16 protein-coding genes are annotated in these 18,605 nt (G+C 52.1%); 9 read left to right on the forward strand and 7 right to left on the reverse strand.

The window, feature by feature from the left end; translation table 11 throughout:
* Positions 1–232: 232 nt before the first annotated feature.
* Entirely contained in the window at positions 233–919 is a 687-nt protein-coding gene (gene ompL / locus ACMWKA_RS24815; RefSeq protein ID WP_414760680.1) for a porin OmpL, read from the forward strand.
* A gap of 78 nt (positions 920–997) precedes the next feature.
* On the opposite strand, the gene typA is transcribed toward ompL, so the two are convergent.
* Entirely contained in the window at positions 998–2,821 is a 1,824-nt protein-coding gene (gene typA, locus ACMWKA_RS24820; RefSeq protein ID WP_008501854.1) for a ribosome-dependent GTPase TypA, read from the reverse strand.
* Positions 2,822–3,207: 386 nt separating this feature from the next.
* Between typA and glnA the strand changes: the two genes are divergently transcribed.
* The 4 genes from glnA to ACMWKA_RS24840 all read left to right on the forward strand — a co-directional run bounded on the left by glnA (position 3,208) and on the right by ACMWKA_RS24840 (position 7,497).
* Positions 3,208–4,617, forward strand: a complete 1,410-nt coding sequence (glnA, locus tag ACMWKA_RS24825) for a glutamate--ammonia ligase (RefSeq protein ID WP_414760681.1) — start codon at positions 3,208–3,210, stop codon at positions 4,615–4,617.
* A gap of 185 nt (positions 4,618–4,802) precedes the next feature.
* Complete coding sequence (gene glnL / locus ACMWKA_RS24830; protein WP_008501857.1) at positions 4,803–5,852, forward strand: nitrogen regulation protein NR(II); 1,050 nt, start codon at positions 4,803–4,805, stop codon at positions 5,850–5,852.
* 11 nt (positions 5,853–5,863) lie between these two features.
* Positions 5,864–7,276, forward strand: a complete 1,413-nt coding sequence (gene glnG, locus ACMWKA_RS24835) for a nitrogen regulation protein NR(I) (protein ID WP_013099377.1) — start codon at positions 5,864–5,866, stop codon at positions 7,274–7,276.
* A gap of 110 nt (positions 7,277–7,386) precedes the next feature.
* Positions 7,387–7,497, forward strand: coding sequence for a YshB family small membrane protein (locus ACMWKA_RS24840; protein ID WP_032618432.1), 111 nt, complete (start codon positions 7,387–7,389; stop codon positions 7,495–7,497).
* A gap of 67 nt (positions 7,498–7,564) precedes the next feature.
* Here ACMWKA_RS24840 and hemN read toward each other — a convergent pair whose 3' ends face one another.
* Both hemN and yihI read right to left on the reverse strand, forming a co-directional pair.
* A complete protein-coding gene (gene hemN / locus ACMWKA_RS24845; protein ID WP_414760682.1) occupies positions 7,565–8,938 on the reverse strand; it encodes an oxygen-independent coproporphyrinogen III oxidase in 1,374 nt (457 codons plus the stop codon).
* Between the two features lie 188 nt (positions 8,939–9,126).
* The gene (yihI, locus tag ACMWKA_RS24850; protein ID WP_013099380.1) at positions 9,127–9,642 is read right to left on the reverse strand and encodes a Der GTPase-activating protein YihI; all 516 of its coding nucleotides are present in this window, start codon (positions 9,640–9,642) and stop codon (positions 9,127–9,129) included.
* 579 nt (positions 9,643–10,221) lie between these two features.
* Between yihI and yihA the strand changes: the two genes are divergently transcribed.
* Positions 10,222–10,851, forward strand: coding sequence for a ribosome biogenesis GTP-binding protein YihA/YsxC (gene yihA, locus ACMWKA_RS24855; protein WP_020686870.1), 630 nt, complete (start codon positions 10,222–10,224; stop codon positions 10,849–10,851).
* Positions 10,852–11,163: 312 nt separating this feature from the next.
* On the opposite strand, the gene polA is transcribed toward yihA, so the two are convergent.
* A complete protein-coding gene (gene polA / locus ACMWKA_RS24860; protein ID WP_414760683.1) occupies positions 11,164–13,956 on the reverse strand; it encodes a DNA polymerase I in 2,793 nt (930 codons plus the stop codon).
* Positions 13,957–14,395: 439 nt separating this feature from the next.
* On the opposite strand from polA, the gene ACMWKA_RS24865 reads away from it, so the two are divergent.
* On the forward strand, positions 14,396–15,304 hold the full coding sequence (locus ACMWKA_RS24865) for an acyltransferase (RefSeq protein WP_029882361.1): 909 nt from the start codon (positions 14,396–14,398) through the stop codon (positions 15,302–15,304).
* 23 nt (positions 15,305–15,327) lie between these two features.
* Here the strand turns inward: ACMWKA_RS24865 and dsbA are convergent, their stop codons facing one another.
* From dsbA to ACMWKA_RS24880, 3 genes are all read right to left on the reverse strand, one after another.
* Positions 15,328–15,951 (reverse strand): thiol:disulfide interchange protein DsbA, encoded by a 624-nt coding sequence (dsbA, locus tag ACMWKA_RS24870; RefSeq protein WP_048971040.1) that lies wholly within the window; start codon positions 15,949–15,951, stop codon positions 15,328–15,330.
* A gap of 27 nt (positions 15,952–15,978) precedes the next feature.
* Entirely contained in the window at positions 15,979–16,965 is a 987-nt protein-coding gene (locus ACMWKA_RS24875; protein ID WP_062729265.1) for a serine/threonine protein kinase, read from the reverse strand.
* A gap of 75 nt (positions 16,966–17,040) precedes the next feature.
* A complete protein-coding gene (locus tag ACMWKA_RS24880) occupies positions 17,041–17,310 on the reverse strand; it encodes a YihD family protein (protein ID WP_252000489.1) in 270 nt (89 codons plus the stop codon).
* Between the two features lie 68 nt (positions 17,311–17,378).
* Between ACMWKA_RS24880 and mobA the strand changes: the two genes are divergently transcribed.
* Together mobA and mobB are read left to right on the forward strand one after the other, a co-directional pair.
* A complete protein-coding gene (gene mobA / locus ACMWKA_RS24885) occupies positions 17,379–17,960 on the forward strand; it encodes a molybdenum cofactor guanylyltransferase MobA (protein WP_252000491.1) in 582 nt (193 codons plus the stop codon).
* Positions 17,960–18,463, forward strand: a complete 504-nt coding sequence (gene mobB, locus ACMWKA_RS24890) for a molybdopterin-guanine dinucleotide biosynthesis protein MobB (protein ID WP_262817657.1) — start codon at positions 17,960–17,962, stop codon at positions 18,461–18,463. Before mobA ends, mobB begins: the two co-directional genes overlap by 1 nt.
* Positions 18,464–18,605 lie beyond the last annotated feature (142 nt).

Below are 18,605 nucleotides of genomic sequence, written 5' to 3' on the forward strand. Positions count from 1 at the left end.
GATACCAATGAGCGCAATGTTTTCCATGATAGTTCTCCGAATGAAAGCCTGTCCTCAGCATAGTACCGGGAAGGAGGGAGTGACCATCTCATTAAAAACAAACCGCGAATACCCCTGAGATAACCACCAACAATAAAGCGTCAGCAGTCACTTTATAACAATAAAACCGGCCACTATGTCCTTCCTGTTCATCAGGAGGGAGGCCTTTCTGTACCTGATACATGGACAAATTATGAAAAGAATCATTACTGTACTGATCGTGTCGTCTGTGTCCTGCCCGATATTTGCCGGGGCTTATGTCGAAACCCGCGAAGCATACAATACGGCCTCTGAGCTGCACGAGGTGATCCTGCGTGCAGGCTATAACTTCGGTATGGGCGCGGGGCTGATGTTCACCAATGCCTATAACGTGGGGAAATGGGATGAGCTTAAGCACAGCTATAACGAAATAGAGGGGTGGTATCCGCTCTTTAAACCCACCGACAAGCTCACCTTCCAGCCCGGCGGATTGATTAACGACAGCAGCGCAGGATCGGGTGGTGCGGTCTATTTAGATACCAATTATAAATTTACGGACGGGTTCAACCTGACGTTCCGCTATCGCTATAACCATAACAATTACGATACGCCGGACTATAACGGGCAGATGGATAAGAACGATACGCACGAGTTTGCTAACTACTGGAATTTCAAAGTGACGGATGCGTTTTTTTATACCTTTGAACCGCACTTTTTCCAGCGGGTGAATGATTACCACAGCAAAAATGGCAAAGATCATCACTGGGAAATTACCAATAAATTCAGCTACAAGATCGACAAAAACTGGCTGCCATATCTTGAACTGCAGTGGCTGGACAGATGGAATGATTACAACCGGGAGCAGTACCGGATTCGCCTGGGATTGCGGTATTCGTTCTAATAAAAAAGCCGCTGAGCAATCAGCGGCTTTTTACTGCCGGGCGGCGCATGCGCTTACCCGGCTAACGGATTGACCGTATTACTCTTCTTTCGCACCGCGCATTGCACGTTTACGATCGTTCTCGGTCAGGTGACGTTTACGGATACGGATAGACAGTGGAGTCACTTCTACCAGTTCGTCGTCATCGATGAATTCCAGAGCCTGCTCCAGCGTCATCTTGATCGGTGGAACCAGAACCGTTGCTTCGTCAGTACCGGACGCACGCATGTTGGTCAGTTTCTTACCGGTCAGGCAGTTTACCGTCAGGTCGTTAGAACGACTGTGAATACCGATGATCTGGCCTTCATACACTTCAGCACCGTGACCCAGGAACAGCTTACCGCGATCCTGCAGACCGAACAGCGCAAACGCAACCGCTTTACCCTGACCGTTAGAGATCAGCACGCCGTTGTTACGCTGGCCCACTTCGCCCGGACGTACGTCGTCGTAGTGGCTGAAGGTGGAGTACAGCAGACCGGTACCGGAAGTCATGGTCATGAACTCAGAACGGAAGCCGATCAGGCCACGGCTTGGGATCACGTAGTCGAGACGTACGCGGCCTTTGCCATCTGGATTCATGTTTTTCAGGTCGCCTTTACGCTCACCCAGAGCCTGCATCACAGAACCCTGGTGCTGCTCTTCAACGTCCAGCGTTACGTTTTCGAACGGCTCTTGTTTACGGCCGTCGATTTCGCGGAAGATAACTTTCGGACGGGAAACCGCCATCTCGAAACCTTCACGACGCATGTTTTCGATCAGAACAGACAGGTGCAGTTCACCACGACCGGATACGCGGAAGGCATCAGCGTCTTCCGTTTCTTCAACGCGCAGCGCAACGTTGTGCACCAGCTCTTTGTTCAGGCGGTCAAGGATCTGACGAGAGGTAACGAATTTACCTTCTTTACCACAGAACGGAGAGGTGTTGACGTTGAAGAACATGGTTACCGTTGGTTCATCAACAGACAGGGCTGGCAGCGCTTCCACGTTCTGCGGGTCGCAGATAGTGTCAGAGATGTTCAGCTCGCCCAGACCGGTGATCGCGATGATATCGCCCGCTTCAGCCAGATCGCTGTCGATACGCTCCAGACCCAAGTGAGTCAGCACTTTGCCCACTTTACCGTTACGGGTTTTGCCTTCGCTATCGATGATAGTAACCTGCTGGTTCGGCTTCACTTTACCGCGTTTGATGCGGCCGATACCGATAACGCCAACGTAGTTGTTGTAGTCCAGCTGGGAGATCTGCATCTGCAGAGGACCATCAAGATCAACATCCGGAGCCGGTACGTGATCGACAATCGCCTGATACAGCGGGGTCATGTCTTCCGCCATATCTTCGTGATCCAGACCTGCAATACCATTCAGCGCCGAAGCGTAGATGATAGGGAAGTCCAGCTGCTCGTCGGTCGCGTCAAGGTTAACGAACAGGTCGAACACCTGATCAACAACCCAGTCAGGACGTGCGCCAGGACGGTCAACCTTGTTGATAACAACAATAGGCTTCAGGCCATGGGCAAATGCTTTTTTGGTCACGAAACGCGTTTGCGGCATTGGGCCGTCAAAGGCGTCAACCACCAGCAGCACGGAATCCACCATGGACATCACGCGCTCAACTTCACCACCGAAGTCGGCGTGCCCTGGGGTATCAACGATGTTGATACGGTAGTCATTCCATTTGATAGCGGTGTTTTTCGCGAGGATGGTAATCCCACGCTCTTTCTCCAAATCGTTGGAGTCCATCACACGCTCTTGAGTTTCGGCACGTGCATCAAACGTACCGGATTGCTGCAGCAGCTTATCAACCAGGGTAGTTTTACCATGGTCAACGTGCGCGATGATGGCGATGTTACGCAAATTTTCGATCACAACTTTGCCTCAGGCATTAGAAATAGCGCGTTATTGTACACGGATTAATCGCACTACAAAACAGGATCACAAACATCCCCCGCAAACAAGTATTGCAGAGATGCTTTGTGATCGCTTTCACGGAGCGTAAAAAGGGCACTTTAACGAAAATTGCACCAATATGGTGCTCAGTGTTCACACTGAAGCACTATACTGGTGCAACATAACCATTGTGGTGCAGCACTTTTGCACTATGGTGCGCATGATAACGCCTTTTTGGGGTGTTTTAAAAGTTGGCACAGATTTCGCTTTATAAAAATACGGCAAAAAGATGGCCTCATAGCCACCTTGATAGAAGTTGAAGACCTCGTTACCACGACGACAATGACCAATCTGGAGAGTTAAGTATGTCCGCTGAACACGTTTTGACGATGCTGAACGAACATGAAGTGAAGTTTGTTGATCTGCGCTTCACCGATACTAAAGGTAAAGAACAGCACGTCACTATTCCTGCTCATCAGGTAAACGCCGAATTCTTTGAAGAAGGCAAAATGTTTGACGGCTCCTCCATTGGTGGCTGGAAAGGCATTAACGAATCTGACATGGTTCTGATGCCAGACGCGACCACGGCGGTCATTGATCCGTTCTTCGAAGAGCCAACCCTGATCATCCGTTGCGATATCCTCGAGCCAGGCACGCTGCAGGGCTACGACCGTGACCCACGCTCCATCGCTAAACGTGCAGAAGAGTACCTGCGTTCTACCGGCATCGCAGACACCGTTCTGTTCGGGCCAGAGCCAGAATTCTTCCTGTTCGATGACATTCGTTTCGGTGCCTCTATCTCTGGCTCCCATGTGGCTATCGACGACATCGAAGGTGCATGGAACTCCTCCACCAAATACGAAGGTGGTAACAAAGGTCACCGTCCTGGCGTGAAAGGCGGTTACTTCCCGGTTCCTCCGGTCGATTCTTCACAGGACATCCGTTCCACCATGTGTCTGGTGATGGAAGAGATGGGCCTGGTAGTTGAAGCTCACCACCACGAAGTGGCGACTGCTGGTCAGAACGAAGTGGCAACCCGCTTCAACACCATGACCAAAAAAGCGGACGAAATTCAGATCTACAAATACGTTGTGCACAACGTTGCACACCGTTTCGGTAAAACCGCGACCTTCATGCCAAAACCAATGTTTGGCGACAACGGTTCCGGTATGCACTGCCACATGTCCCTGTCCAAGAACGGTACCAACCTGTTCTCTGGTGACAAATATGCAGGTCTGTCTGAGCAGGCGCTGTACTACATTGGCGGCGTAATCAAACACGCTAAAGCGATCAACGCCCTGGCGAACCCAACCACCAACTCTTACAAGCGTCTGGTCCCAGGCTACGAAGCACCTGTTATGCTGGCTTACTCAGCGCGTAACCGTTCTGCTTCTATCCGTATCCCGGTGGTGGCTTCTCCTAAAGCGCGTCGTATCGAAGTGCGCTTCCCGGATCCAGCAGCTAACCCATACCTGTGCTTCGCAGCACTGCTGATGGCCGGTCTGGACGGTATCAAGAACAAGATCCACCCAGGCGAAGCGATGGACAAAAACCTGTATGACCTGCCGCCAGAAGAAGCGAAAGAGATCCCACAGGTTGCAGGCTCTCTGGAAGAAGCCCTGCAGGCACTGGACGCAGACCGCGAATTCCTGACTGCGGGTGGCGTGTTCACTGACGACGCTATCGATGCTTACATCGCCCTGCGTACTGAAGAGAACGACCGCGTGCGCATGACTCCGCATCCGATTGAATTCGAACTGTACTACAGCGTTTAAGTTACAACGGGTTTCGCGCCACCCTTCAGGCGCGGCCCCGAAAGCTTTTTTTTGTTGCCGTGGAAACTTTCAGCCCATCTCCGGATGGGCTTTTTTCTCCACCAACAACCTGATCTCACGCGCTTTTTACGACGAAAAAGCTATACTGCACTAAATTAGTGCAACCAACTCCAGGAGACTGCTGAATGGCAACTGGCACGCTGCCCGATGCTGGGCAGATCCTCAATTCGTTAATTAACAGCATTTTGCTGGTCGACGACGAGTTGGCTGTTCATTACGCCAACCCGGCGGCGCAGCAACTGCTCGCCCAAAGCGCACGCAAACTGTTTGGCACTCCGCTGCCAGAATTATTGAGTTATTTTTCGCTGAACATTGGCCTGATGCAGGAAAGTCTGCAGGCCGGTCAGGGGTTCACCGATAACGAAGTGACGCTGGTGATCGACGGGCGCTCGCATATTTTGTCGCTTACCGCGCAACGTCTTCCTGAAGGGCTGATCCTGCTCGAAATGGCACCGATGGACAATCAGCGCCGACTGAGCCAGGAGCAACTTCAGCATGCGCAGCAAATTGCTGCCCGCGATCTGGTGCGGGGCCTGGCGCATGAAATCAAAAACCCATTGGGCGGATTACGCGGGGCGGCGCAGCTGTTAACCAAAGCGCTGCCGGACCCTGCGCTGGCGGAGTATACCAACGTCATCATTGAGCAGGCCGACCGTCTGCGTAACCTGGTTGACCGCCTGCTCGGGCCGCAACAGCCGGGTATGCACGTCACCGAAAGCATTCATAAAGTGGCTGAACGGGTGGTGAAGCTCGTCTCAATGGAGCTGCCGGAGAACGTTACGCTGGTGCGTGATTATGACCCCAGCCTGCCGGAACTGGCGCACGATCCGGACCAGATTGAGCAGGTCCTGCTGAATATTGTGCGTAATGCGCTGCAGGCTCTGGGACCGGAAGGCGGCGAAATCATTTTGCGTACCCGTACCGCATTCCAGCTCACCTTGCATGGCGTGCGCTATCGGCTGGCGGCACGCATCGACGTTGAGGACAACGGGCCGGGGATCCCATCTCATCTGCAGGACACCCTGTTCTACCCAATGGTCAGCGGTCGCGAAGGCGGTACCGGGCTGGGATTATCCATTGCCCGCAGTTTGATCGATCAACACTCTGGAAAAATTGAATTTACCAGTTGGCCGGGACATACCGAGTTTTCGGTTTTCCTGCCGATTAAAAAATAAAGGTGACGTTTATGCAACGAGGGATAGTCTGGGTAGTCGATGACGATAGCTCCATCCGTTGGGTGCTTGAACGCGCGCTCACAGGGGCGGGATTAAGCTGCACGACGTTTGAGAGCGGCAGCGAAGTGCTCGACGCACTCACCACCAAAACGCCGGATGTTCTGCTGTCGGATATTCGTATGCCGGGTATGGACGGGCTGGCGCTTTTAAAGCAGATCAAACAACGCCACCCTATGCTTCCGGTCATCATAATGACGGCACACTCCGATCTGGATGCCGCCGTTAGCGCCTATCAGCAAGGGGCATTCGACTACCTGCCCAAGCCATTTGATATCGACGAAGCGGTCGCGCTGGTTGAGCGCGCCATTAGCCATTACCAGGAGCAGCAACAGCCCCGTAATGCGCCCGATTTCGGCCCTACCACGGACATCATTGGCGAAGCACCGGCGATGCAGGATGTGTTTCGCATTATTGGCCGTCTGTCGCGTTCGTCCATCAGCGTACTGATTAATGGCGAATCGGGCACCGGTAAAGAGCTGGTCGCGCACGCCTTACATCGCCATAGCCCGCGGGCAAAAGCGCCGTTTATCGCCCTGAATATGGCGGCTATCCCGAAAGATTTGATTGAATCCGAACTGTTCGGCCATGAAAAAGGCGCCTTTACCGGGGCAAATACCATTCGTCAGGGCCGCTTCGAACAGGCTGACGGGGGGACATTATTCCTGGATGAAATTGGCGATATGCCGCTGGATGTTCAGACCCGTCTTCTGCGCGTGCTGGCTGACGGACAGTTTTATCGCGTGGGCGGGTATGCGCCGGTGAAAGTGGATGTACGCATTATTGCCGCGACACACCAGAACCTGGAGCAACGCGTGCAGGAGGGAAAATTCCGTGAGGATTTATTCCATCGCCTGAACGTCATCCGCGTCCATCTACCGCCGCTACGTGAACGTCGCGAAGATATCCCTCGCCTGGCGCGTCACTTCCTGCAGGTCGCCGCGCGTGAACTGGGCGTAGAAGCCAAACAGCTTCACCCGGAAACCGATGCCGCCCTCACCCGCCTGGCCTGGCCGGGTAACGTGCGTCAGCTGGAAAATACCTGTCGCTGGCTCACCGTCATGGCCGCCGGACAGGAGGTCTTGATTCAGGATCTGCCGGCTGAGCTGTTTGAAGCGACCGCCCCTGAAAGCAGTACGGGCCATGCGCTGCCGGACAGCTGGGCGACGCTGCTGGCGCAATGGGCCGATCGCGCGCTGCGTTCCGGTCATCAAAATTTGCTCTCTGAGGCGCAGCCGGAGATGGAACGCACGCTGTTAACCACCGCGCTTCGTCATACGCAGGGCCATAAACAGGAAGCAGCCCGCCTGCTGGGATGGGGACGTAATACCCTGACGCGTAAGCTTAAAGAGCTGGGAATGGAGTAATCTTCACCGCTGTGTAAAGATTACTAATTGAGCGCAAATTGCCGTTATTTTGCGCTTTACTGTGTCGATGAGTTTTGTATGATCGTGCCCGGAAATTGGGGGTGAACATCATGCTGGAAACATTAGTACATATGCTCTCTAGCGGAGCCGCAGAAAGCCACACGCCGCAAACCGCAGTTGCTGCAGTGTTGTGTGCGGCGCTGGTTGGTCTGTTTAGCTAGCGGGTAAAAATGTAAAAGCCGGGTGGCGGCTTCGCCTTACCCGGCCTACGTTTCATGCTTTTGCGGCTTAAATCACCCGCGAGAACTGCTGCATACGCGCTTTCTGCCGAAGGTAAGCGTCAAAGCACATGCAGATATTACGAATCAATAAACGTCCTTTCGGCGTGACCTCAATCGCATTCTCCGACACATCCACCAGCCCGTCCTTCGCCAGCGGCGCCAGCAGCTTCAGGTCTTCTGCAAAATAATCGCTAAAGTGCAGATCCCACTGCGACTCAACGTCGCTGAAATCGAGACGGAAGTTGCAGATAAGCGCCTTAATCACATCACGACGAATGCAGTCGTCACGTGTTAACGCGATGCCTCGCCACAGCGCGTTGCCCTTTTCATCCACCTGCTGATAGTAGAGCTTCAACTCTTTCTGGTTTTGCGCGTAGCAATCGCCAATCATGCTGATGGCGGAAACACCCATCCCCAGCAAATCGGTATCGCCCTGGGTGGTATAGCCCTGGAAATTACGGTGCAGTACCCCTTCGCGCTGGGCAACAGCCAGCTCGTCATCCGGACGGGCAAAGTGATCCATACCGATAAACTGATAGCCGGTCTCGGTCAGCAAGGTAATGGTTTCCTGGAGAATATCCAGTTTCTGTTGAGCAGAAGGCAGATCGGCATCTTTGATTTTGCGCTGCGCAGCAAAGAGCGTCGGCAGATGCGCATAGTTGAATACGCTCAGGCGGTCCGGGTTAAGTTCAGCCACGCGTTTCAGCGTAAAAGCAAAGCTCTCCGGCGTCTGCTTTGGCAGGCCGTAAATCAGATCGATATTGGTTGAGGTGAAACCAATTTCACGCGCATGGTTGAGTAAGGCAAAGATAAATTCTTCGTCCTGTTCACGGTTCACCAGACGCTGGACCTCTTTATTGAAGTCCTGAACGCCCATACTCAGGCGATTGAAGCCTTCGGCACGTAAATGATCCAGCACATCCAGCTCAATTTCACGCGGATCGACCTCGATCGAGATTTCGGCGTCGTCATTAAAATGGAAATTGCCGCGAAGAAGCGCCATCAAACGGCTGATCTGCGCTTTATTCAGATAGGTTGGCGTACCGCCGCCCCAGTGAAGCTGGCTGACGTGACGGCCAGTAAACAACGGCGCGCGGTGTAAAATTTCCTGCTCCAGCGCATCCAGATACTGATCGGCTTTATGCTGCTGACGGGTGACAATTTTATTGCAGCCGCAGAAGTAGCAGAGCTTATGGCAGAACGGAATATGGACGTAGAGCGACAGCGGGCGTTCTGGATAGCGCGCGACGGCCTGCTGAAAATCACCCTCACCGAAGGCATCGGAGAACTCCAGCGCGGTGGGGTATGAGGTGTAACGCGGCCCGGAATAGTTATATTTCTGGATCAGGGCCAAATCCCAGTCGATAGATGGTACAGACATGCTCACTCCTTCCGTTGGTGTCGCGTTCGTATACGGCGGCCCGTTCTGGCCCCGTTGCGGACCATCATTCGGGTGCGCAGCCACTTCTGTCGCCGCGACAACCGCCGTAGTTTAACGAATAACCACACCAGATAACATATAACCGGAAGGGTTATAAGCAGGACTATCGTTCCTGCCGGGTGCAAATGTTAGTTTCCACCCTTCAGAAGACGCATCATATCTTCCTGCTTTTCGTCTTCTTCTTCATCTTCGTCATCGTCGTATGACAGGCCCAGCTTCTGCATCAGTTCGTCGATGCGATCCAGTTTGGCATCCACCCAGGACTGCTCTTCAGCGGTCAGGGTTTCACCCTCTTCAAGACGTTCCAGCAGCGCGTCCAGGCGCTCATCGTTCTCCAGCAAATCCAGCTCAGCCTGCGGTGAAAGCATAGGTTTCTCGCTCTTTGGTTTGTGCTGCTTAGTGACCGGGGTGTCTGTCACGCCCAGTGGAATGGGAGTTTTACTGCCGATACGTGGATCTTTCTGCGGCTTATTTTTAGCAGAAGCGCCAGATGCACCGCCACCGTTTGCACGGCTACCCGCAGCATGACCGCGATGTTTTTTTTCGCGTTTGCGATCGCGCGCTTCCTGGTTCAGTTCTTCGCGCGTTTTGCGGCGTGCTTTGGCAGGGCGTTTCGCGCCCGCTGCGGAGGTCGGTTTTTTCATGATGTTTTATCTTTAAGTCGTTTTCTTCAGTATAGAATTGCGGCGAAATCTAGCAGAAAGCAAGCAAAGAAAAAAGGCGACAGAGCAATCTGTCGCCTTTTTTCCTGACTCATAACCCTTAACGGGTCAGACATTCCGTGTTTGCCTACAACAAACCCTGTTTATCCGTTGGCTGATACCGTCCGTGATACGGTTCCTTTTCCTGTTAAAACGCCTCCAGGCGCTGGTCATCCTGACAATCCTGCGTCTTCGCCTCCTGGCGCTCCTGACCCTTATCCCTAAGTCATTATCCTGTTGGCATCCCCGCCTTGACGCACACTTTACCTTGTTCATTTAAACTAACAAGCAACGAAAGGGTACAAAAACGGATTTTCAGATAATCACTCAATATTAATCTTATGATTTAAAACAGTTTGTATTTTTTTACACCTGCGATTTCTCTGAAATTTCTCATAACATCTATAGCCGATGTCTCACATCGGCCAGGGCTTAAGCCTACAGACCAGGTGCAATCAAAAAAGCCTTTTGCCTGCATTAAGGTATAATCCCCCGCAGATTACGATTTTTGGAGACGACCACGTGACTACCTGGAACTACCAACAGACGCATTTTGTCACCAGTGCGCCCGATATTCGCCACCTGCCCTCTGATACCGGCATCGAAGTGGCCTTTGCTGGCCGCTCGAATGCGGGGAAATCCAGCGCACTGAATACGCTGACCAATCAGAAGAACCTGGCGCGTACCTCAAAAACACCTGGCCGTACCCAGCTGATTAACCTGTTTGAAGTGGCCGAAGGCAAACGCCTGGTCGATTTACCGGGGTACGGTTACGCGCAGGTACCGGAAGAGATGAAGATCAAGTGGCAGCGCGCGCTGGGTGAATACCTGGAAAAGCGCATGTGCCTGAAAGGCCTGGTGGTGCTGATGGATATTCGCCACCCGCTGAAAGACCTTGATCAGCAGATGATCGACTGGGCTGTGGCAAGCGATATTGCCGTTCTGGTGCTGCTGACAAAAGCGGATAAGCTGGCGAGCGGCGCGCGTAAAGCGCAGGTGAATATGGTTCGTGAAGCGGTACTGGCATTCAACGGTGATGTGCAGGTTGAGGCGTTCTCCTCGCTGAAAAAGCAGGGTGTGGATAAGCTGCGTCAGAAGCTCGACAGCTGGTTCAGCGAGCTGGAGCCCGCAACAGAAGCGGAAGAAGAGTAATACCGGGCGCGGCCATGGCCGCGCTTTTTTTTGTCCGAAATTTTCTTTGCCGCAATAAAAAACGCCCCAGTCATTACTGACTGGGGCGGCTAAAATATTCAGCCAAATCCGATTACGTGAAGTAAAAGGTCTGAAAGATAGAACATCTTACCTCTGTACCCTACGCCGCTAACTCTACCCCTTTTTTTGCTGCAGAAAAAGCACTTTTTGTAGTTTTTTTTCATTCTTTACATAGGGAATTCTAATGATCGTCACAAAACGCACGTCGTTATGTTGCTAACTTACATAAAAAGCGCGTTATTCGCCGAACCATTAGTGAGCCTGATCCCAGTTTTCACCACTTCCCACTTCCACCAGCAACGGCACATCGAGTTTCATGCTGTTTTCCATCAGTTCGTGGATCGTCTTCGACACGCTATCAAGATCGTCTTTGTGCACTTCGAACACCAGTTCATCGTGTACCTGCATGATCATTTTCACGCGCGGTTTCTCTTTTTCCAGCCAGGCATCCACGGCGATCATCGCGCGCTTGATGATGTCAGCTGCGGTTCCCTGCATCGGGGCGTTGATTGCAGCACGTTCTGCCCCGGCACGGCGTGCCGCGTTGCTGGATTTAATGTCGGGTAAGTAGAGACGACGACCGTCCAGGGTTTCAACGTAGCCTTTTTCCTTCGCCTGCGCGCGGGTGCGTTCCATATATTCCAGTACGCCCGGATATCGCTCGAAGTAGAGATCCATATACTTCTGCGACTCTTTACGCGGAATATTGAGCTGGCGTGAAAGACCGAAGGCGCTCATGCCGTAAATCAGGCCGAAGTTGATTGCTTTCGCGCTGCGGCGTTGCTCGTTTGTCACGCTGTCCAGCGGCAGACCAAAGACTTCCGCAGCGGTTGCCCGGTGGATGTCCTTCCCTTCGGCAAAGGCCGTCAACAGGCCCTTATCACGCGAGAGGTGCGCCATAATGCGCAGCTCGATTTGCGAGTAGTCAGCAGAAACAATCAGATAGTCATCAGGTGCAATAAACGCCTGACGAATGCGACGCCCTTCTTCATTTCGTACCGGAATGTTCTGCAGGTTCGGATCGGTCGAGGAGAGACGTCCGGTGGCCGCCACAGCCTGATGGTATGAAGTATGCACACGACCCGTTTTCGGGTTGATCATCAGCGGCAGCTTATCGGTGTAAGTCGATTTCAGCTTTGCCAGACCACGGTACTCCAGAATGACTTTTGGCAGCGGATAATCCAGCGCCAGCTCCTCCAGCACCTCTTCAGAGGTGGACGGTGCGCCGCCAGGGGTTTTCTTCAGCGGTTTGATCCCCTGCTTTTCAAACAGGATGGTTTGCAGCTGTTTTGGTGATGAGAGGTTAAACGGCTCACCGGCAAGCTCATGCGCCTTTTGCTCCAGTTCGGTCAGACGCTGGGCGAGTTCGCCCGAGTGGTTATGCAGTACCGTCGGATCGATTTTTACGCCATTGCGCTCGATGCGTGAAAGAACAGGTACCAGCGGCATTTCAATGTTCTGAAACACATTCAGCGGCCCTTCGTGCTTCTGCAGTTTTGGCCACATTTTCAGATGCAGCTGCAGCGTGACGTCGGCATCTTCTGCCGCATAGCGTCCCGCCTCTTCCAGCGCTATCTGGTTAAAGGTGAGCTGATTTTTGCCCTTACCGGCAATCTCTTCAAACGTGATGGTTTTGTGCTTCAACCAGCGGTCAGACAGGGAGTCCATATCATGACGACCTGCTACGCTGTCCAGAATGTAGGATTCCAGCATGGTATCAAACGCGATACCGCGCAGCTCAATACCGTAGTTTTGCAGAATACCGCGATCGTATTTGAGGTTTTGCCCCACCTTCAACGCGTTGTCGTCTTCCAGAATCGGCTTCAGCAGTTCCAGTACGCGTTCGCGAGAGAGTTGCTCCGGTGCGTCCAGGTAATCATGCGCGACGGGAACATAGGCAGCGATACCCGGCTCTGTCGCAAAGGACAGGCCCACCATATTGGCGGTAATGTTATCCAGGCTGTCGGTTTCCGTGTCGAAAGCAAACACCGGTGCTTTTTTCAGTTTCTCGATCCAGGCAACCAGCTGTGACTCTTCAAGAATGGTTTCGTAGTGCTCAAAAGAGAGCGCTGCGGCTTCTTCTTCAGCCTGATCGTCGGCATCAATGACAATCGTCTCTTTTGGCTTCGCAGCCGGTTTGGCGCCTTTTGCCTGCAGCCATTTACCGGCTTCCACGTCGGTGGTCCAGCGCTTAAATTCGTATTTCTTAAACAGGCTCAGCAGGTCATCCGCAGATGGTTGTTGCACCTCAAGCTGCTCACATCCCAGTTCCAGCTCAACATCGGTTTTAATCGTCGCCAGCTTATAGGAGAGATAAGCCACCTCTTTATTGTCTTCCAGCTTCCCGGCCATGGTTTTTGCGCCACGGAAGGAGAGCCCGGCGATTTTGTCAGACTCCGTATACAGCGTATCTAGCCCGCCCAGTCCCTGAAGGAGTGCCTGTGCCGTTTTTTCGCCAACGCCTGGCACGCCTGGGATGTTATCCGATGAGTCGCCCATCAACGCGAGGAAATCGATAATCAACTCTGGCGGCACGCCATATTTTGCGACCACCTCTTCAGGGCCGAGGATGGTGTTGGTCATGGTGTTAATCAGGGTGATCCCTGGCGTCACCAGCTGCGCCATATCTTTATCACCAGTACTGATGAGAACCGGACGGCCCATTTTTTCGGCTTCACGCGCCAGGGTGCCAATGACGTCATCCGCTTCAACACCAGAAACCGCCAGCAGTGGCAGCCCCATCGCTTTCACCATCGCGTGCAGCGGCTCAATCTGCGCACGCAGATCGTCAGGCATTGGCGGACGGTGAGATTTGTAATGCTCAAATAACTCGTCGCGGAAAGTTTTGCCTTTCGCATCAAAAACGACTGCCGCATGGGTTGGCTGATACTGAAGGATCAGGCTACGCAGCATGTTAAGTACACCGTACATCGCGCCGGTGGGTTCCCCTGCGCTATTGGTCAGAGGAGGAAACGCATGATACGCCCGATACAGGTAAGAAGAGCCGTCGACGAGAATAAGAGGGTTTTCTGGGATCTGAACCATAATGTCCGTGCCTTTAATCAATTTATAACTAAAGGATGCCACAGAAGGATGAAAACATCAGTTATTAGCGCCTGATACAGGAAAAGATTTTACGATCGTGAGGATCGCTCGCAAAATTTAAACTGTGGATAAGTTTGTGAATACTTTCACTTCATATGACTAACAAAGGCAAAAAAAACGTAAAGAAACATAATTATCATCTATTTATCAAGTAGTTATACGAGAATAATGAATTATATTGCTAGCTAATGAGAATATAGCATATGTGGATATATGCCCGGTTTGCTGCGTAATAGTAGTGAAATCTTCTGCAGTGAGATGCTGCCTGTCAACTCTCCGTATGAAAGCCCCATTATTTTGTCTGATTTCTGATAAAATCAGCGCCCTGCACCGGATAGTCGGTCGCTAACTTACAGCTAACCATTTGAAAAAGCTCATCATGTCGAGATTGCTCGCTGCAATAACATTACTGTTAAGCATCATTTTAACTATTCTGGTAACGATCGCCTGTTCTGTACCGATCATCATCGCCGGGATAATTAAACTGCTGTTACCTTTGCCTACGGTTTGGCGAGCCGTGTCGGCGTTTTGTAATTTCATGATGTACTGCTGGTGCGAAGGGTTGGCCATCCTGCTGCGCCTGAATCCTCACCTGAAGTGGGATGTTGAGGGTCTGGAAAGACTCAACAAAAAGAACTGGTATCTGCTGATCTGTAATCACCACAGCTGGGCCGACATCGTGGTGTTATGTGTGCTGTTCCGTAAGCATATCCCGATGAACAAATACTTCCTGAAGCAACAGCTGGCCTGGGTACCGTTTATCGGCCTGGCCTGCTGGGCGCTGGATATGCCGTTTATGAAACGCTATTCGCGCAGCTATTTGATTCGCCACCCGGAGCGGCGGGGTAAGGATGTGGAAACGACACGTCGTTCCTGCGAGAAGTTTCGCGCACATCCGACAACGATTGTGAATTTTGTCGAAGGCTCGCGGTTCACAGAAGAGAAGCGTCTTCAGACTCGCTCCCCTTATCAGAACCTGCTGCCACCCAAGGCGGCGGGTATTGCCATGGCGCTTAACGTGCTGGGGGCGCAGTTCGATAAATTACTGAACGTGACGCTCTGCTATCCGGAAAACGACAAGACGCCTTTCTTCGATATGCTCAGCGGCAAGCTGACGCGTATCGTGGTTCGTGTCGATCTGGTGCCAATTGATACCGAACTGCATGGGGATTACGTTAACGATAAGAACTTCAAACGTCGTTTCCAGCTTTGGCTTAATACGCTCTGGAAAGAGAAAGACGAGCAGATAGAGATCATCAAAGCTTCAAACAAAAACGCCGGTCATTGACCGGCGTTTTTATATCATTGGGTTTACTTCTTCTCGACCAGGTATTTCACGGTGTCTGCGTACTGCTGTACAAAGATATCCATGCTGCTGGTGTCCATGCCCTGCATGTTCAGCTGATATTTGCCGTTAACATACATCGCCGGAACGCCCTGGAGCTGCAGATCGGCTGCGGCTTTTTCCTGTTGAGCAACCAGCGATTTCACGACAAAGCTGTTCCACGCGGCGTCGTAGTCTTCACCTTTCACGCCTGCGTCAACGAACACTTTACGAATATCTGCTGTGGTCTGGACGGTCTGGGTTTTCTGCACCGCTTCAAACATAGGGGAGGTGATCTTATCTTCCACACCCAGCGCAATCGCAACCGCCCACGCCTGAGTCAGGTCTTTACCCAATGGGCCCAGGAACTCAACGTGGTATTTGGTCATTTTGGTGCCTTCCGGCAGCTTTTTCTTCACGTTGTCAGCAACATGCAGCACCTGCTCAAACTCATAGCAGTGTGGGCAATAGAACGAGAAGAACTCGAGAACCTGTGGCTCGCCAGCGACGGGCTTGTCCAGCGTGATGTACTGTTTGCCGTCGGTAAACTGTGCAGCAGAAGCGCTAAATGCCAGAATCATACCTGCCAGCGCCAGCCAAATTTTTTTCATGATTAACTCTCTCCTGGGTGTGTCCAATTAATACATCGGCGTTAGTTGCAGTGGGGGTTCCTGAAGAACCTTAACCTGCTCAGTAAATGTGGATATCTGGCTGCGCCAGTAATCCTCTCCGGTAAGCCACGGGAAATTACGAGGAAATGCGGGATCATCCCAACGCCTGATTAACCATGCGAGATAATAAACAAAACGCATCGCACGTAAAGGTTCTATCAGGGCAATTTCGTCTGAATTAAAAGGGCTAAACTCTTCATAGGCTTCAATAATCGTTTCAAGCTGCATACGTTGCTCGGCTTTGTCGCCGTTGAGCAACATCCACAAATCCTGCACCGCTGGCCCCATCCGCGCATCATCGAGGTCAACAAACAGAGGGCCATCGCGCCAGAGAATATTCCCGGCATGACAATCACCATGCAAACGCAGGACAGAAATATCATCGCGCCAGCAGGCTTTTACCGCCCCAATAAGTTTATCCGCCGCACTGAGAAACGCGTCCTTTAACGCAGAGGGAATAAGCGCTGAGGTTTCGAAGACCTGGCGGGGCTCAATAAGGTATTCCTGAATACCGATAGTCGGGCGGGCAATAAACGACGTTTTACGTCCCGTCTGGTGGATGCGTCCCAGATAGCGGGCAACCCACTCCATTTGGTCGATATTATCCGCTTCAAACTGGCGGCCACCCAGACTGGGAAATACAGCGTAATAGAACCCTTCGTGCGTAAGCAGCGTTTGGTTATTGAATTTTATCGGTGCGGCAACAGGAACTTCATCATTCAGTAAATCGTGAGCAAACTGATGCTCTTCCTGAATTTGTTCAGCGGACCAGCGCTTGGGGCGATAGAACTTAACAACGAAGCGCTGACGATCCTCGTCCTGGAATTGATAGACGCGGTTTTCGTAGCTATTTAGCGGGGTTAGCCCGGAATCCACCCGAATACCCTGCTCAAACAGCGCATCCATAATGGTATCCGGGTGTAATGTCTGGAAAGTAAAAGCCTGGTCGTTCATCCGATCATCCGGAAATTATACGAATGATTCAGGATATCATCTTGTGGCGATTTCGGTGCCGCCGCTTACAAGCTTTTACTCTTTAATTACGCCTCGGGCGCGCAGCAATGCGGTTTTAAAATCTTCCTCATAATCTTTCTGAATACCAGGAATAACAGCATCTTTGGCAGAGTCACGCATTTTGAGGTGATAGATCAGGATGTCGTCAGAAAGGTTTGTCAGTTCACCTTCAAAACCTGACTCTTTCGCCAGTTTCTGTAAAAATTGCATCAGATTCAGCTCTGGCTCTTTTTGCCAGGCTGGCTGGAGGAGTTCAATGACTTCATTCAGACGTTTACATTTCATGGTGGTGCTCCTTTCATTTAGAGTGACACGTTAGCAGGGTCAATCCCACAATAAAAGAGGCGATATTCGTGAATCCGGGTCAGGAAATCATCGGAGTGGTTCTGGCGGGTGGCAGGGCAACGCGCATGGCGGGAAAAGATAAGGGGCTTCAGCAGCTTAACGGTAAGCCACTTTGGCAGCATGTTGCTGACACGCTTGCAGATCAGGTTGCGGCAATGGCCATCAGTGCCAATCGCCATATCGATATTTATCAGCGCAGCGGATACCCCGTTTATCAGGATACTCTTGGGGATTACCCAGGACCGTTGGCCGGCATGCTCTCGGTCATGCAGCAGTCTGAGGCAGAGTGGTTTGTTTTCTGCCCGTGTGATACGCCGTTTATTCCCTCCTGCCTTGTGGAGCGTCTCGTGCAATTTCGTGATGGTGCACCGGTTGTCTGGGTGCATGACGGTGAGCGCGACCATCCTGCTATTACGCTGATTCATAGATCATTAGTTCCAGCGCTGCAGGATTACCTGACGGCGGGAGAGCGAAGAGTCATGGTGTTTATGCGTCAGTCAGGCGGCCACTCCGTTGATTTTAGCGACTGGAAGTCTGCCTTTGTGAACGTGAATACGACGGAAGATTTACAGACCATGCAGGAGAAATAATGACGCCTGTTTTAGCTATCGCCGCCTGGAGTGGTACCGGGAAAACGACGCTGCTTAAAAAGCTGATACCCGCACTTTGTGCCAGAGGCATCCGCCCAGGGCTGATTAAGCATACCCACCACAATATGGACGTCGATAAACCGGGTAAAGACAGCTATGAACTGCGTAAGGCAGGTGCCGCGCAAACCATGGTGGCAAGTCGTGAGCGGTGGGCATTGATGACGGAAACGCCCGATAAAGCACCACTGGATCTCGCGTATCTGGTCAGTCGGATGGATCACTCCACGCTTGATCTGGTGCTGGTTGAGGGGTTTAAGCATGAGGCCGTTGCAAAGATCCTGCTGTTCAGAAGCGATGCCGGGCATGATGTTAGCGAGTTAACGCTGGATGAGCATGTCATTGCGGTGGCCAGCGATGTCGCTCTCGATGTTGAGGTTCCGGTGCTGGATTTAAATGATGAGGATAGAATTGCTGAGTTTATTGTGGGGTGGGGTGCGGTCTGATGCCCTCTCCTGCAGGGAGAGGGTGAGAGTGAGAGAGAAAACAAAAGCAAAAAACCCCGCACCTTACGGTACGGGGTTCTTCTTATTTGATGCCTGGCAGTTCCCTACTCTCACATGGGGAGACCCCACACTACCATCGGCG

The sequence above is a fragment of the Enterobacter sp. 03-F-07-AD-ECC genome, assembly GCF_047530935.1.
Classification (GTDB): domain Bacteria; phylum Pseudomonadota; class Gammaproteobacteria; order Enterobacterales; family Enterobacteriaceae; genus Enterobacter; species Enterobacter cloacae.